Source organism: Streptomyces blastmyceticus (assembly GCF_039521185.1).
GTDB lineage: Bacteria > Actinomycetota > Actinomycetes > Streptomycetales > Streptomycetaceae > Streptomyces > Streptomyces blastmyceticus.
Genome location: NZ_BAAABW010000031.1, coordinates 1 through 14999, shown reverse-complemented (window position 1 = coordinate 14999; position 14999 = coordinate 1). Strand labels below are relative to the sequence as shown.

The 14999-nt window shown below is 70.9% G+C and carries 15 protein-coding genes; 1 reads left to right on the top strand and 14 read right to left on the bottom strand.

Annotated elements, in window-relative coordinates; translation table 11 throughout:
* The 7 genes from ABD269_RS29765 to ABD269_RS29735 all read right to left on the bottom strand — a co-directional run bounded on the left by ABD269_RS29765 (position 1) and on the right by ABD269_RS29735 (position 6881).
* Positions 1-1326, bottom strand: coding sequence for an MFS transporter (locus ABD269_RS29765; RefSeq protein WP_344122906.1), 1326 nt, complete (start codon positions 1324-1326; stop codon positions 1-3).
* Positions 1323-2117 (bottom strand): class I SAM-dependent methyltransferase, encoded by a 795-nt coding sequence (locus tag ABD269_RS29760; RefSeq protein WP_301892485.1) that lies wholly within the window; start codon positions 2115-2117, stop codon positions 1323-1325. Before ABD269_RS29760 ends, ABD269_RS29765 begins: the two co-directional genes overlap by 4 nt.
* A 63-nt stretch (positions 2118-2180) precedes the next feature.
* Complete coding sequence (locus ABD269_RS29755; protein ID WP_301892487.1) at positions 2181-3323, bottom strand: hypothetical protein; 1143 nt, start codon at positions 3321-3323, stop codon at positions 2181-2183.
* Between the two features lie 46 nt (positions 3324-3369).
* Positions 3370-4101, bottom strand: coding sequence for an SDR family NAD(P)-dependent oxidoreductase (locus ABD269_RS29750; protein WP_301892488.1), 732 nt, complete (start codon positions 4099-4101; stop codon positions 3370-3372).
* The gene (locus tag ABD269_RS29745; protein ID WP_301892490.1) at positions 4098-4850 is read right to left on the bottom strand and encodes a sulfotransferase-like domain-containing protein; all 753 of its coding nucleotides are present in this window, start codon (positions 4848-4850) and stop codon (positions 4098-4100) included. The genes ABD269_RS29750 and ABD269_RS29745 overlap by 4 nt, the downstream gene beginning before the upstream one ends.
* 52 nt (positions 4851-4902) lie before the next feature.
* Positions 4903-6141 carry a transaldolase family protein gene (locus ABD269_RS29740; protein ID WP_344122901.1) on the bottom strand — a complete coding sequence of 413 codons (1239 nt, stop codon included), beginning with the start codon at positions 6139-6141 and terminating at the stop codon, positions 4903-4905.
* A 41-nt stretch (positions 6142-6182) separates the two neighbouring features.
* A complete protein-coding gene (locus ABD269_RS29735) occupies positions 6183-6881 on the bottom strand; it encodes an HAD family hydrolase (RefSeq protein WP_344122899.1) in 699 nt (232 codons plus the stop codon).
* 396 nt (positions 6882-7277) lie between these two features.
* Here ABD269_RS29735 and ABD269_RS29730 point away from each other — a divergent pair, with 396 nt between their 5' ends.
* A complete protein-coding gene (locus ABD269_RS29730) occupies positions 7278-8087 on the top strand; it encodes an AfsR/SARP family transcriptional regulator (protein WP_344122897.1) in 810 nt (269 codons plus the stop codon).
* Positions 8088-8134: 47 nt separating this feature from the next.
* Here ABD269_RS29730 and def read toward each other — a convergent pair whose 3' ends face one another.
* From def to ABD269_RS29695, 7 genes are all read right to left on the bottom strand, one after another.
* Positions 8135-8764 (bottom strand): peptide deformylase, encoded by a 630-nt coding sequence (gene def, locus ABD269_RS29725; RefSeq protein ID WP_301892498.1) that lies wholly within the window; start codon positions 8762-8764, stop codon positions 8135-8137.
* A gap of 86 nt (positions 8765-8850) precedes the next feature.
* Positions 8851-9837 (bottom strand): tetratricopeptide repeat protein, encoded by a 987-nt coding sequence (locus ABD269_RS29720; protein WP_116215906.1) that lies wholly within the window; start codon positions 9835-9837, stop codon positions 8851-8853.
* 257 nt (positions 9838-10094) lie between these two features.
* Positions 10095-11369 (bottom strand): HD-GYP domain-containing protein, encoded by a 1275-nt coding sequence (locus ABD269_RS29715; RefSeq protein WP_344122893.1) that lies wholly within the window; start codon positions 11367-11369, stop codon positions 10095-10097.
* Positions 11369-12697: an HD-GYP domain-containing protein gene (locus tag ABD269_RS29710; RefSeq protein WP_301892503.1), complete on the bottom strand. Its 1329-nt coding sequence runs from the start codon at positions 12695-12697 to the stop codon at positions 11369-11371. Before ABD269_RS29710 ends, ABD269_RS29715 begins: the two co-directional genes overlap by 1 nt.
* A gap of 211 nt (positions 12698-12908) precedes the next feature.
* A complete protein-coding gene (gene rsrA / locus ABD269_RS29705) occupies positions 12909-13238 on the bottom strand; it encodes a mycothiol system anti-sigma-R factor (protein WP_116213800.1) in 330 nt (109 codons plus the stop codon).
* A complete protein-coding gene (locus ABD269_RS29700) occupies positions 13235-13927 on the bottom strand; it encodes a sigma-70 family RNA polymerase sigma factor (RefSeq protein ID WP_344122888.1) in 693 nt (230 codons plus the stop codon). Before ABD269_RS29700 ends, rsrA begins: the two co-directional genes overlap by 4 nt.
* Positions 13928-14208: 281 nt before the next feature.
* Positions 14209-14838 (bottom strand): alpha/beta hydrolase family protein, encoded by a 630-nt coding sequence (locus tag ABD269_RS29695; protein ID WP_344122886.1) that lies wholly within the window; start codon positions 14836-14838, stop codon positions 14209-14211.
* Between the last annotated feature and the right edge of the window lie 161 nt (positions 14839-14999).

Here is a 14999-nt window from a genome sequence, read left to right as displayed (position 1 = left end):
TCATTCGGTTCCTCCTCCGGCCGGCACGGCGGCCGCCTTGCCCACCGGCTTCTTCTCCGTCGCGTTCTCGTCCGAGCCCTCCGGCGGGAGTTGGAGCGTCAGCACGCCCAGCGCGACGGTCGCGAACGCGATCAGCACGTAGTACCACATGAAGTCGCCGGTCAGGTTCTTCAGCGCGCCCGCCGTGTAGTTGCCGGCGATTCCGCCCACGCCCTGCACCACGTTCGTGACGCCGAAGATGACGGTGGCGGCCGTTCCCTTGGCCGTCTTGGAGACGTACGCCGGGACGAGGCCGTAGATCGGGTAGAAGGCGACGGCGAACAACACCCCGGAGACCATGGGCAGATATCCCACGGGGGCGAGCACGAGGAGCATCGACGAGAGGAAGAAGCATCCGTAGCAGATGAGCAGGGACGCCCGGACGCCGATCTTGTCGGAGAGCCAGCCGACGGCGAATCCGGAGAACATGCCGATGATGCCGATCACGCCCCACACCTGGGCCGCGAAGTCGATGTCGAAGCCGAGGCCCTCGCGGAGGTACGGGGAGAGGTAGTTCTGGAACGGCATGAAGGCGAAGCCGTTCATGAACTTGATCACCCAGATGATGACCACCCAGCGGACGAGCACCATGCGCACGCCGGAGAGCGCGCCGCCCTTGCCGCCGTCGGCCTCCTGCTCCGCCCGCTGTTCTGCGGCCTGTTCCGCCTCCGCCGGGTCGGGCCGGAACAGCCCGAGGCGCCAGAAGGTGACCGTGGCCACGACCGTCACCATGAGAGTGCCGAAGCCGACCACGTACCAGAGGCCGCGCCAGTCGCCGTCCGCCACGAAGGACGGCACCAGGAGGCTGTTGACGAAGACGCCGTAGCTGGTGCCGCTGGAGACCAGGCCCAGCACCTTGCCCCGGTGTTTGTAGTCGATGACCCGGCCGACGATCTCCACCAGTGGCACATACACCGAGGCGGCGGTGCCGCCGAGGATCGTGAGCAGGATGCCGATGACCACGATGCTGTCGGTCATCGGCAGCAGCAGCAGGCAGATCGCGCAGAGGGCCACCGAGCCGATGGTGACCTGGCCGCCGCCGATGCGGGACGCGAGCCAGGTCCCGATCATGGCGAAGACGAGGAATCCGAGCTGGCCCGCGGCGGTGATGGTGCCCACGGCGGTGTACCCGAAGCCGAGGTCCCGCCGCATGTCCGTGACGAGCTGGGAGAACAGGTAGAAACCGAAGCCGTACGTCGCCGCGACGAAGCTCGTCAGCAGCACCGTGATGACCAGACCACCGAGCGGGCCGGTCTGCCGCCGGCCCGCCGTCACGTTGTCGCTCATGCCTTCCGTGCCACGTGGATGATGAAGTCCGACGCGAAGATGTCGAACTTTTCCTGGAAGTCCCCGAAGGTCTGCGTCGTGTCGAATCCCGACTGGAGGAGCAGACCCGTGAGTTCGTCCTTCAGGACGGGATAGACCTCCAGGTGGTACGTCGCCCCGTCGGGGAAGTCGTACCGGAACCGGCAGAGGTTCTCGTCGATATGGGCGACCGAGACATTCGCGCCGGTGCCGCAGTAGTAGAAGTTCCCGCTGCTCCTGTACCGGTGGGCCCGGATGGCGTCGAAGTTGCGGTGGTCCAGGATGAGCATGCCGCCGGGGTTGAGCGCCTCGTAGAACTCGGCGAGGACCGCGCGGCGGTCCGCCTCGTCGAAGAGGTGCGGGAAAGAGCTGCCGAGGCACACGATGGCGTCGTACCGGCCGTCGAGATTCTCCCCGAGACCGCGCCAGTCCGTGTGGATGATCTCGAAACTCTGGCCCTCGCGGCGGGCGTTGGCCGCCGCCCGGTCGAGCATTTTCCGGCTGCCGTCGACCGCCGTCACCTCGAATCCGGCCTCGGCGAGGCTGACCGAGTGGAAACCCGTGCCGGCCGCCGCGTCGAGGACCCGCCGGGATTCGGCTTCCTTCAGCAGCTCGACGAAGAAGTTGTTCTCGCTCGCCTTGCGGCGGTCCCAGTCGATGAGATCGTCCCAGCGGTCCACCAGCGTCGGTTTGTACTGGCTCGTGTACTCCTCCGGTGCCACCTGCCCGGATATCGTGGTGCCACCCGCGAAGTCCGTCGAACTTTCCGTCATCGTCATCTTTCTGGTCGGAGGGGGACGCGGTGAGCGGCACCGGTGTGCCGTCCGTCGTCCGGGTCAGGCGAACTTCTTCCGGAAATCCCGGTATTTGGCGCCGAGTTCCTCGGCCCAGCCCGCAGTGTCGTCGAGTTTCATGGTGCGGCACTCGTACCCGATCAGCCGCTTCATGATCGCCATCTCGGGCTCGGTGAACGTCACCGTGCCGTCGTCGTCGATCCGCTCGATGCCGTCGGCGCGCTGGCAGTCCTCGTTCAGGCGGATCGCCTCGTCGAGCGTGAGGGAGCCGTCGAGATCGACCGTTCCGCCCTCGGCGCCCACCCGGACCGGGTAGCCGCCGGGCAGCCCGGCCGGGGCCGGCGCGTGGGCGAGGACGCCACTGTCCGTGGCCATGCCGATGAGGACCCTGGCCGCCGAGGAGGCGGTGAGCAGCTGCCCGTCGATGCCGCCGAGGCGCTTGAGCGGGCCGTCGAGCCGTGCGAACACCGTGGTGTGGTCGATGTCCTCGCCGACCGGCCTGCCGCCTGCGCGGACGCTGAGGTGGTAGGCGCCCTTCCCGGCGTCGCCGAACCGCGGCACGTAGTGGCTGAAGTAGTGCTGGGCGACCAGGCGCAGCTCCAGGCCGGCCGGGTCCGCGCCGAGCACGTCGGCGAAGCCGTACGTCAGGGCCGGGACGATGTTGGCGACGTTGCCGACGCCGATCGTCGGGGCGAGGCCGACCTTGTCCAGTACGGGCCCGACGGCGTCGGGGAAGGCCGCGTTGACGACCTTGGCGCCGGTGCCGGAGGCCCGCACCGCCCGCATCAGGAGGTGGTTGAGCGTGAGGTGCATCGGCAGCCAGGGGCCGAACTGGGCCTCGTCGAGCTCCTCGAACGTCTCCTTGGGCAGCCCCGTGATGACACGCCAGGACTGGAGCGAGGCGCCCATGAAGATGATGTCGGGCCGGACCCGGGCGAGCGTCTCCGCCGTCGCGTCGACGTCGTAAAGGTCGATGTGGACCGCGTCGACCTCACCGACCAGGCCAAGATTGGTGGCGGTGAAGCGCGCGAGGTTGCCCCGCCTGCGGGCGGTCTCGACGTCGCGCCCGGCGAGCACCACGCGGTTGGTGGCCGGGTTGCCCAGCAGCATGTTGAGCAACCGCGTGGACAGGTCGCCCATGCCCAGCACCATGATGAGCGGCTTCTTCTCCGCGCTCTTCGTCAACTGCTCCACTCCATTCCCATAGGGTCCAACAGGGCTCATCGGATCCTCAGCGCGGGTAGCAGCCGTTGTCGGCGCGCAGCAGTGACCCGGTGAGCGTCTTCGAATGGTCGCTCAGAAGATAGGCGCAGACATTGGCCACGTCCTCGGGGAGGATGTCCCCGTCGAGCTGTTCCTGGCGCTTGTATTCGGCATAGCGGTAGCCGGGAATGCGGTCGGCTATCGCGGTATTGACGATGAGGCCGGGCGAGACGACATTGACCCGGATGTACGGGGCGAAGTTCATCGCGTTGGACTTGGTGAGGCCGATGACGCCGGCCTTGACCGTGCCGTACAGCGCGTCGGAGCTGCCGACCTCTCCGGCGACCGACGACAGGTTGACGATCGCGCCGCGCCGCTTCTCGGGCAGCAGGTGTCCGGCGAACCGGCGGGAGAGCCAGATCGGGCCCATGACGTTGACGCCGACGACCCGCTCCATCGTGGGGTCGTCGTAGTCCCAGACGGGCTGTCCCAGGTAGAGGCCCGCGTTGTTGACCAGGCCGTCCACGTCGGGGTGGTCGGCGAGGACGCGGTCCATGAAGGCGTCGCAGGCCGCGTGGTCGGCGACGTCGCAGACGTGGGTGTCGAGCGGGCGGCCCGCGTGCTCGTCGGCGAGCGCCTTGAGGCCCGGCTCGTCGATGTCGCAGGCGATGACGGTCATGCCGTCGTCCAGGCACCGGCGCACCAGGGCCCGGCCCACGCCGTTGGCGCCGCCGGTGACGATGACCTTGCTGATGCTCACTGTGCTGCCTCCAGGGCCGGCTGAATGCGGAATTGGTCGAGGTGGTCGTAATAGGGGCGGCAGTAGTCGGCGAATTCGCGCAGGTGCGGCTTCTCGTCGTAGGAGAAGCGGTATTTGCGCTCGGGCCGCTGGAATCCGCTGCTGGAGGTGACGTCGGTGTGCCAGCCGCTCCAGGTCGTCCATTCGGCGCGTTCGCCCGCGGACCACGTGAGTGCCTCGGGCATGAAGGGGATGCCGACGGCGTCGCAGTAGGCGGCGATGGTGCCGTCGGGGTCCCGTGCCAGGTCCGCCGCGTTGATGACGGCCGGTGTCGTGCCGGTCAGTTCGCGGACGGCGTCGAAGAGCCGCGCGAGCTGCCGGTAGCCGAGCACTTCGCGGGTCACGCCGGGGTGGACGGTGGCGTGGGAGAGCACGGCCTCCTCGGGGTCCCGGATGAGGAAGGTGTTCACCTGCCCGAGCAGGTATTCCGGGTCCGCCAGCAGATGGTCGAGCGCGTGATAGGGGAAGTCCTTGTGGAAGACGGGCCTCTCCAGCCGGGCCCGCTCCATCATGTCCCTGACGTCCGGATAGGTCCGCGGGTGGTCGGGGTCGGGATTCTTGTGGGGGATCTCGGCGCGTTCCTCGTGCATGAAGAAGACATAGGCGAAGGCCTCGTGGAAGACCTTGAAGTCGCCGCGTTCCATGAACGAGCGCTCCAGCGCCGTCGACATCGACCGCGGATGGCTCCACAGGGCGACTGAGGTGTGCATTGGGCGTTCTCCCGAAATCTTTCGTCGTGCTGATGTGCCCTCGTGGGCGTGGCTATCCGATGGATCCGGACACCAGGAGCGCGTCCTCGCGGGGCGGCGACAGCTCCAGCTGGTGCGCGACGAAGTCGATGAGCCGCCGGGTGTTCCGGATGACTTCGCTGTACGTGCTCACGAAGGACCCGTAACTGGCGAACTCCTCGGGGGCCATGCCGTGCGGAGTGATGGCCCGGTGGAAGGAGGGCAGCCGCATCAGCTTTTCCCATACGGCCGGCGGGACGTCCCCGTCGATCGCGTGCGCGTCGAAACCCCGGAACTCGCCGTCGCGGCGCATGATGTCGGCGATGAACTGGGGCTTGCAGGTATAGGCGATGGCGCCGCCCGCGCTCTGCTCCAGGTGCATGCTCAGCGAGGACATTCCCCGGGCCGGGTCGTCGGTCTCCAGGCTCGACAGCAGCATTTTCACCGGGAGTCCGTCCTCCTGGATCATCCGGTGGATGCGCTTCGCCACCGCGATCTCGGCCCAGCGGACGTCGGCGGGGCTCAGCTCGATGCCCCGGGTGGCGGCCTCGGCCGGCAGGTCGCCCTGCGATCCGAACCGGCCGATCATGTGGGTGAAGACAGCGCGCCACCGCGAGGTGTCCGTGCCCTCACGGCGGGCCTGCTCCAGCCCCTCCCGCACGGCGCGGGCGCAGGAGACGAACTGCGGCACGGTGTAGGAGAGGGTGCTGTTGACGGAGATGCCGCGGGCGACCAACTGCCGTACGACGTCGTACCCCTGCAGCGTGCCCGGCACCTTGACCATGAGGTTGGGTGCCCTGCGGGCGAGCCGCAGCGCCTGGTCGAGCATGCGCTCGGCGTCGAACATGTGGCGTGGGTCGAGCTGGCCCGACACCCAGCCGTACTGCCCGTCGGTGGCCTCCCACAGGGGCAGCATCGCGGTGGCGGCGCGGCCCACGGCCTCCCCGTAGAGGAGTGCAAACGTCCCCTCGATGTCGGGTGACCTCTGACATCGGATCTGTTCCCGGATCTCGGCGGCCCACAGGTCGGGGGCGGCCAGGACGCTCTTGGCGACGAGTGAGGGGTTGGTGGTGACGCCGCGTACGAGCGAGCCGGTGGGCCTTCCGGGGATCAGGAAGCGGTCGAGCTGGGCAGCCCAGCGGCCGCGCGCGGTCTCGTCCCGCGCCCCTTCGAGGAAGGAGGCGCGCCAGCGCGGAAAGTCCAGCGGCGAGGAATCCCACCAGATCTCGGCGGACGGGTTGGTCTGCTGGAGTTGTTCCAGGATGCTCAGCACGTGCCGTGTACCCTTTCTGGGCTCTGTTGGGGCGGCCTTGGCTAAGAGGCGGCCCGTCTTCCGCCGCCGGTCCGCCGTGTCGTCATCCGCGCGTGCCACGCGTCGAGCAGTGCGGGGAGCCGTTCCATCGAGGCGAAGGTGAGGGCCCCGGCGTCCCGCAGCGGCCCGTCGGTGCCGCTGCCGGGCGGCGCGTATCCGAAGACGGTCATGCCGGCCGCCACCCCCGCCTGCACCCCGACCAGGCTGTCCTCCACGACCGCGCACCGCTCGGGGGCGACCCCCATGTCCGCGGCCGCGTGGCGGAAGAGACCGGGATCCGGCTTCCAGGCGCCGACGTCGTAGGCGCTGTAGATGCGGTCCTCGAAGTACGGCAGCAGGCCGGTGAGTCCGAGCGTGAGACGGACCTTCTCGGCCGGTGCGCTCGACGCCGTGCAGAACGGGAGGGCGAGTGCGCGCAGGACCTGCTCGACATTCGGCACCGCCCGCAACTCCGCGGCGAATGCGACGGCCGTGCGCCGGCGGAATTCGGGAATGAAGGTGTCCGGCAGCGGGCGGCCGAGACCTTCGCCCAACTCCGCGACCCATTCGGCGACTTTCCGCCCCCGGATCAGCGGAAGGGCGTCCTCGCGCGCGACGGTCAGGCCGGCTTCCGCCGCCATCGCGCGCATCACCTGCGCGCTGAGTGTCTCGCTGTCGACGAGCACACCGTCACAGTCGAAGATGACGAGACAGTCGGGCATCGGCGGGACCTTTCATTCCGTCCGGGTTTGCGCCCGGCGCAGGCGGTGGGCCCAGCGAATCAGCAGCGCCTAACGGTTCCCTACTTTTTGGATTACGACGGCCCGCGGCCGGTACGGGCGGGGAAACCCAGGCGTATACCCAGCCGTCCGGGCCCCGATCTATGAGCATGATCACGATGCGTGCACATGGCATGCGAACCGTCGGCTGACCTATGGTTACAGCAAGTGAGCAAACCGCTCGGGCGGTTTATGGGCAGTCGGCCCGGGGTTTTCCCGGCTCTCCCCCGCACACACCGGAAACGCACACACCGAAAACCCCTCCCCCACACCTCGAAATCGGAGATCCCCTTGGTCGGCCGCGCCGTTCCACGGTCCGGGAATTCGACGGAGTTCGCAGTGCTCGGACCGCTCACCGCCTGGGACGACGGCGTGGTCGAGCTTCCCACCGCCCCCAAGACCCGGCAGCTCCTGGCGCTGCTGCTGATCAACGCCAACTCGCCCGTGCCGCTGGAGACATGCCTCGACGAGCTGCGGCCCTCCGGCGCACCCCGCAGTGCGGTGCAGAGCGTCCACACGCGTGTGTTCCACATCCGCCAGGCCCTCGCGGCGGCGCCGTCCATCGGCTCGCTCGAAGCCGCCAAGGACACGCTCTCGACGCGGCCTCTGGGCTATCGGTTGCGGGTGGCCCGCGGTGCGCTCGACGTGGCGCTGCTCGAGGAGGCGCTGGAGGAGGCGCGGCTGGCCCACGCGGCGGGCGACGACCGCCGGCTGTCGGGGGTGCTGCGCAGCGTCCTCGGCCTGTGGCGCGGGCCCACACTGGTGGACGTACGGCCCGGTCCCCAGCTGCAGGCGGCCGTCGCGGGACTCGAAGAGCGCCGGCTGACCGCGCTGGAGCAGTGCGTGGAGACCGAGCTCCGCCTGGGGCTGCACCACGAGCTGCTCTTCGAGCTGGGCTCGCTGGTCGCGCAGTACCCCACCCACGAGAACCTGCACGCCCACTACATGATCGCGCTCTACCGCTCGGGCCGCGTCGGCCAGGCGCTGGAGATCTACCACCTGCTGCGCGAGGCGCTCCGCGACGATCTCGGCATCGAGCCGTCGCCCAGGCTCAGGCGCCTGCAGTCCGGCATCCTCACGGCCAGCCCCGCGCTCGACGTCGCGATGCGGTCCGGCCCGGAGCTGTCATTGAACCTCCGGGGCGGTTGAGGACCTCCCGTCCTCAACCGCCCCGGAGCGTCTGCGTGCGGCCGTGCTCAGTCGTTGGGGACGACCTCGTAGCGCGGCGTGCCCTCCGCCATCTGGCGAAGCGCGTCCTTGCGGTCGCGCTTGGAGAGGCGGTCGATGTAGAGGTAGCCGTAGAGGTGGTCCGTCTCGTGCTGGAGGCAGCGCGCGAAATAGCCCGTGCCCTCGACCGCGATGGGGTTGCCCTTCGCGTCCTGGCCGCGGACGACCGCGTAGTCCGGGCGGGCCAGCGCGGCGTAGGCGGTCGGGACGGACAGGCAGCCCTCGTTGGAGTCGTCGAGGACGCGGCGGTCGGCCGGGACCTCGTCCAGGACGGGGTTGCAGACGGCGCCCACGTGCCGCACGCCCTCGTCGTCCATGCAGTCGTAGACGAAGACCTTCAGGTCGACGCCGATCTGGTTGGCGGCCAGGCCCACGCCCTCGGCGGTGCGCTGGCTGGCGAACATGTCGTCGATGAGCTGCGCGAGCTCGTCGCCGAACTCGGTGACGTCTTTGCACTCCTTGTGCAGCACGGGGTTGCCGACGACGGTGATCGGGCGGGACGTGCCACGCTCGCGGTGCGCGAGCTCGCGCTCCTCGCAGTCCTCGGTGTCCACGATGAACTCGCCGGTCACCGGCTGATCGGTCTCTTGCTGCGCCATGCCGCCGTTACGCCTCTCTGCAAAATTCGGAAGTCAAAATCCGGAAAAAGGATGCCTGTACAGAGTAAGGGGGCCACGGGCGCACCTCAGCAGACTTCTTCCAGATCCCGCCACTCCCGGGTGTCCGGGCTGTCCGCGACCCAGCCGTCGAGCAGGCCGCGCACGAGGCCGGCCGGGGCGGCGATGCCGCACTCGCGCTCGGGCACCCACAGCGAGCCGGAACCGGCCGTGCGGTGGCCCAGCGGGCCCGGGTGGCCCGGCTCGCTGTGGTCGTGCGGGTCGAGGTGCTCGCCGTCGCCCTCGTCGCTGGGCATCCGGCTCTCGGAGCAGGTGCGGCACAGCAGCCGCACGGAGGAGGACCAGTCCTCGGCGGCGAAGCCCGCGTCGGCCGCGAGCCGCTCCAGGGCGTCCCGGTCGGCCTCGGTGGCGGCCTCCAGGAGGACCACCCAGGTCGGCACGGGCGAGGGGGCCCACAGCTCGATCTCGTCGAAGACCGGATAGGAGGGCCCGGCGGCGGTGACCCGCTCGCCGTGCGGGACGCCGTCGTGCAGCACGACCTCGCCCCAGCGCCGCCCGGACGACGGCAGCGGGATGGAGAGGACCTCCATCCGGGCCGGGTCGAGCCGGCGGCCCCAGACGACCTCCGCCTCGCCCTCCGGCGAGAGCCGTACGGCCGCGCTGCCCAGCTCCATGCCGACCGGCTCACCGGCCGGGGCGGCCTCGCCGGGCACCCGCAGGCCGTACGCCTGCCAGGCGCGGCGGGCCAGCGGCCAGTCCTGGAGGGCGGTGGCGGCGATGCCCACGTTCCACCAGTCGGGGGCGCCCGCCTCGCGGTCCAGCAGGGCGACGGCCCGCAGCCCGGCGGCGCGGGCCTGCTCCCAGTCGTGCCGGAACTTGTGCAGCAGTGCGAGGTTGAACCACGACTCGGACAGCCACGGCTCCATGTCGGCGGCACGGGTCAGCAGCGCGCCCGCGTCCTCGTACCGGCCGTCGCCGATCAAAGTGAAAGCACGGTCGGTGGCCTGCCGCCACGAGGCGGAAGGCCGATGCCGTACCTTGCCGAAGATCCTCACGATTCCCGCCTGCCGGTTTCTGCGTGCGACCACGCCGGATGACCCAGGTGACGGTCGCCGTCCTCCCTGACGACAACCTGCCACATCTCTTCTGCTCCGGGAAGCTGCGCCCGCCACTCCTCGAGGGCGACGCGCGCGGCACCCCCCGTAGTCCGCGCTCTGTGTGTCGTTTTCTTCTCTTCGCATCCAACCATGCCCCTTTGGACGCCCGCTCATTACCCGTGGGTTCAGCGGCCGCGCGGGCTTTGCCGGGACTTCTACGGGTCCGGGGGCGGGGTCCTGGGCGGGCAGGGGGCCCGCGCCAGCACCCGGGCCAGGGCCTCGACGACCTGGGGATCGTGGTCGTGGGCCGTGGCCAGGCGCAGCCGCTCCAGGGCGCCGAGCGGGCCGCAGGCGGCGCTCCCGGCGAGGTCGTCGTAGGCGTTGACGGTGCGGACGATGCGGGCGGTGAGCGGCTGCTCGCGGAAGGGGTCCGCCTGCCGCTCCACGACCACCGCGACCTCGGAGGGGACGCCGGTCTGCCGGACGACCGCGCCGCCCAGCAGGGCGATCCGGCGGCGTTCGGCGGGCGGCAGCGGCTCGGTCGCCCCGGCGGGCAAGGGGTCCAGCAGCGAGAGCTGGCCGATGTCGTGCATCAGCGCCGCGTACTCCAGAACGGTGAGATCCGCCTCGGCCAGACCGAGCTCGCGGCCGGTGGCGCGGCCGAGCGCGGCGACCCTGCGGGCGTGCCCGGCCGGGGTGTGGCCCGCGATCTCCGTGGAGCGGGCCAGGGAGGCGATGGTCTGGTGGCAGGTGGCGCGCACGGCGGTGTAGCGGCGGAAGGACAGCTGCGTGAGCAGCAGCGGCAGGCAGAAGACGGGCAGCGCCCAGAGCCCGGCGACGGCCACGGCGAGCGCCATCACGACGCCGGTCGCGCAGATCGCCGTGCCGATGCCGGGCAGGGCGCGCAGCTCGTCGCGCAGGGCCGGGCCGTACGGTCCGCCGGTGCGGGCCCGGGACAGGGCGGCGGCCAGGACGGCGTCGCACAGGGCGGTGAGGGCGAGCAGGAGCAGCAGGAACGGCGCGTAGTACGGGCTGTGGCCGGGCCAGCGGTCGAGGACGCCGGTGTTGTGCAGAGGCTGGAAGCAGACGGCGGCGAAGCCGGTGGTGAGCAGGCGGCGCGCGAGGTGGTCGCGCGCGGGCGGGCGGCCGAGCGCGCCGGCGAGCGTGGCGGCGAGGACGACGGCGACGACCTGGGCCGGGCCGTGCGTGGTGGGCCGCCCGCCGACCTCGCCGAGCAGGGCGTACGCGAGGGCCCCGGCGGCTCCGACGGGCGCGGTCTCACGGGCCTCGGCGGCGGCCGTGGGGCGGCGCCGCACGGCCTCGCCGAGGGTGATCAACACGCCGTACGCGAGGGCCACTTGGGGCTGCGCCACGCCGCCGCGCGCGGTCCACGCGAGCGCGGTCACGGCGGCGGCCGCGGCGGCGGCGTGCACCCAGCGGACGACCAGGGCGGCGTTCGAGGTCTTCGTCGGTTCCGACGGTGCGCTCATCATCCCTCGCCGCCGTGAAGGGTCGCTCCGGTGACCGAATCCCGCGCAGAAGGGACGTTTCCGCTGGGCAGAATTATGCATTCCGTGAGCAGAGAGCCCTCCGAGGTGACGGTCGGGTGCCAGCCGTGGCGCTCCAGCGCGGCCTCCAGCGCCTCGACCATGTGCGGGTCGAACTGGGTGCCGGAGCAGCGGTGCAGCTCCGCCATCGCGGTGGCGACCGGCCGGGCGCGGCTGTAACTGCGGGTGGAGGTCATCGCGTCGAAGGCGTCGGCGACGGCCACGATCCGCGCGAACTGCGGGATCTGCCGGCCGCTGAGCCCGTACGGATAGCCGCTGCCGTCCAGCCGCTCGTGGTGGTGGAGGATCGCCGCGCGCGCCTCGTCCAGGAAGCCGATACCGCGGACCATCTCGTGCCCGTACTCCGGGTGGAGTTCGATGACGCGCCGCTCCTCGGGGGTCAGCGGTCCGTCCTTGCGCAACAGCCGGGTGGGGATGCCCAGTTTGCCGATGTCGTGCAGGATGCCCGCGAAGCGCAGCGCCTCCAGCCGCTCCCCCGCCATGCCCAGCTCGCGGGCGATCAGCACCGACGCGCGGCCGACGCGCTCGCTGTGGCCGCGCGTGTAGCGGTCCTTGAGGTCGACGGCCTGCACCAGGGCCCGGATCGTGGCCTGATGGGCGGCGCGCTCGCGCTCGTAGCGGTCCAGGAACCAGGACGAGACGGACATCGGCAGCAGGACGAGCAGGGCGGCCAGCGGCCCGTACGCGCTGCGCCAGAGCACCGCCGTCATCAGGCCCGTCGGCCCGTGCACCAGCGCGGGCAGCAGCGCGCCCGGCAGCAGGCCGCCCCAGGCGGCCCGGGGCGAGCGGCGCTCGGCGGTGTACCGGATGACGCCGTCGAGTACGGCGGCGACGAGGGAGAAGGCGAGTGCCGCCGCGAGGGCGGGCGGCAGCGCGGCGGTGAACGCGGCGCCGGACGGGGCGGTGAGCGCGAAGACGTACGAGGCGGCGCACGCGGCGAGCGACAGCTGGGCGGCGTGCCACCAGCGCCGCACCCACACCGGGCGCTGCTCGACGCGGCCCGCGAGGGCGCCCGGCACGGCGACGAGCGCGGCGGCGGCCGGGGGCAGCAGGAACGCGCCGGCGAGCAGGACGGGGAACGTCAGTGTGCGGCGGGGCAGTCGCTCGCAGGCCGCGCAGACGGCGGCGAGCAGGGCGGTCGCGGCCCAGGGGGCCGCGGTTCCGGCCCGCACGGCGGGCGCGGCACAAAGGGCCGCGGCGACCACGGCGCAGGCGACACAGCCGCGTGCCACCGCCGGAAGTGCCCACATGGCGCGTCCTCCCCGTCCCGTACGAAGCAGGCCAGCTTGCCGTCAGGATGGGGAGAATAGGCTGAGGGGACGCCCTGGAACGGCGCATTCGGGTATTACCCCGGCCGAACCGACCGGTTGCACACCTTCGGGTGATGTTGCCCCAGGAGGGTGTTTGCCCAGGGGACGGGCCGACCGAAACGGCTCCTTGCCGGGCCCGGGGAGCGCGCGGTCAGTCCTGCGCGACCTTGCGCGCCGCCTCCGCCGCCCGGGCCTCGGCCACCACGTCGTGGTCCGGCACCGCCTGTCCGGCGCGGATCATCTCGATGCGGCCCATGACCTTGGAGCGGAGGTCGGCGGGGACGTCGTCGTGGCCGCAGCAGCGCTTGACGAGCTTCTTCACCGCCTGCTCCAGGCCGTACTTCTCCAGGCACGGGGAGCACTCGTCGATGTGCACCTCGAACTTGGCGCAGTCGCCGTCGGGCATCTCGTGGTCGAGGAACTCGTAGAGATGGTCGAGGACTTCAGAGCAGTCCGTCTCGTGCGGGTCTCCGCAGCTCATGAGTCCGAGCCTTTCCGATTGTGCGACTCGTCGGAACCGTTCGGCACCGGAGCTGTACCGGCCGGGACCAGACCGCGCTCGCGGGCGTAATCCTCCAGCATTCCGCGCAGCTGGCGGCGGCCCCGGTGCAGCCGGGACATGACCGTGCCGATGGGCGTACCCATGATGTCCGCGATCTCCTTGTAGGCAAAGCCCTCCACGTCCGCGAGATAGACCGCTATGCGGAATTCCTCGGGAATGGCCTGAAGGGCCTCCTTGACATCGGAGTCGGGGAGGTGGTCCAGGGCCTGGGACTCGGCGGACCGCAGACCGGTCGACATGTGCGACTCGGCGCGGGCGAGCTGCCAGTCCTCGATCTCCTCCGACGCGCTGCGCAGGGGCTCACGCTGCTTCTTGCGGTAGGAGTTGATGAACGTGTTGGTCAGGATGCGGTACAGCCACGCCTTGAGGTTCGTACCGTCGCGGAACTGATGGAAGGAGGCGTACGCCTTGGCATACGTCTCCTGGACCAGGTCCTCCGCGTCAGCGGGGTTGCGCGTCATGCGCAGGGCGGCCGAGTACATCTGGTCGAGGAAGGTCAGAGCGTCCCGCTCGAAGCGGGCGTTGCGTGCCGCGGTGCTCTCGGCGGCGGATTCGACACCGGCGCCGCCATCGGTCGTCCCCTCGTCGGTCCCAGCGACCGGACCCACCTCCTCCAACACCCTGGCGGATCCGGAAACGGGTCCGCTCGAATCGGAGAATAGACGACGATCCGGCCCGTCCGCCGCTCCAGCGGAAGCGGGCTGCGCCACATGCAGTGCGGACCATCCCAGGTCAGCCGTCTGCGGGCGGGACAGGCATGCGGTCGAACCCATGCTGCGAGCTCCCATTCCTCTGTCGTGCCAGTGCGTGGTGACGTTGTGCACAACAGCGGTATCCGGTCGCGCATTCCCGGAGCGCGGGGCGCTTTCCGCGGCGTCGGCCGAACGGGTCAGCCGGGCAGCCCGGCGAGCCACGCGGCGACCGCCTCGGTGATCACGGCGAGGGCGCCGTCCTGGCCGATGGCCGCCTTCTTCGGTACGGCGAAGCCGTGGTCGCCGTCCGGGACGGCGACCAGCCCGGTGCCGGACGGGAATTCCTCCGGGCGCCCGAACGGATCCTTCGCACCCTGGACGACGAGCGTGGGCAGCGGCCCGGTGCCGGCCAGTTCCTCCGCGCGGGACTTCTCCGGCCTGCCCGGCGGGTGCAGCGGGAAGCTCAACGCGAGCACGCCGACCGCCCCGAGCTCCTTCGCCGTGCGGCACGCGACGCGGGCACCGGCGCTGCGACCACCCGCGACGACCGGCCGCCCCGGCCCGGCCAGCGCGGGCCACAGCGCTGTCCAGGCGGCGTCGAGCGTCTTCGGCGCGGGGGCAACCTTCTTGCCTGCGACGCGCCAGGGTTGTTCGACGAGGGCGACGGTGATCCCGTGTGTGGGGAGGGTGGCGGCGATCGCTTGGAGGTCGCGGGCTTCGACGCCGCCGCCGGCGCCGTGGCCGAGAGCGAGCGTGAGCCTCGCTCTCGGGGCGCGGAACCAATGGATTCTGGCTTCGCCGGTGGGGGTCTGCGCTGTCTCGATCACGGATCCATGGTGCGGCACGGCTGCGCCTGCGGCGGGCTTTGTCCCCAGCCCCGCCCCTTCCCGAAACTGGGGCGCGTGCCCCAGACCCCCGGCTGCGGGTCCGTTGCCGCCTGCGGCGGGAGCTCCCTGCGGGAGCGTCCTCAAACGCCGGACGGGCTGGA

What these genes read in the sequence shown, in the direction of transcription:
- ABD269_RS29765 (WP_344122906.1), bottom strand. Translation starts at nt 1,326, where the DNA reads ATGAGCGACAACGTGACGGCGGGCCGGCGGCAGACCGGCCCGCTCGGT.
- ABD269_RS29760 (WP_301892485.1), bottom strand. Translation starts at nt 2,117, where the DNA reads ATGACGGAAAGTTCGACGGACTTCGCGGGTGGCACCACGATATCCGGG.
- ABD269_RS29745 (WP_301892490.1), bottom strand. Translation starts at nt 4,850, where the DNA reads ATGCACACCTCAGTCGCCCTGTGGAGCCATCCGCGGTCGATGTCGACG.
- ABD269_RS29735 (WP_344122899.1), bottom strand. Translation starts at nt 6,881, where the DNA reads ATGCCCGACTGTCTCGTCATCTTCGACTGTGACGGTGTGCTCGTCGAC.
- def (WP_301892498.1), bottom strand. Translation starts at nt 8,764, where the DNA reads ATGGCGCAGCAAGAGACCGATCAGCCGGTGACCGGCGAGTTCATCGTG.
- ABD269_RS29715 (WP_344122893.1), bottom strand. Translation starts at nt 11,369, where the DNA reads ATGAGCGCACCGTCGGAACCGACGAAGACCTCGAACGCCGCCCTGGTC.
- ABD269_RS29710 (WP_301892503.1), bottom strand. Translation starts at nt 12,697, where the DNA reads ATGTGGGCACTTCCGGCGGTGGCACGCGGCTGTGTCGCCTGCGCCGTG.
- rsrA (WP_116213800.1), bottom strand. Translation starts at nt 13,238, where the DNA reads ATGAGCTGCGGAGACCCGCACGAGACGGACTGCTCTGAAGTCCTCGAC.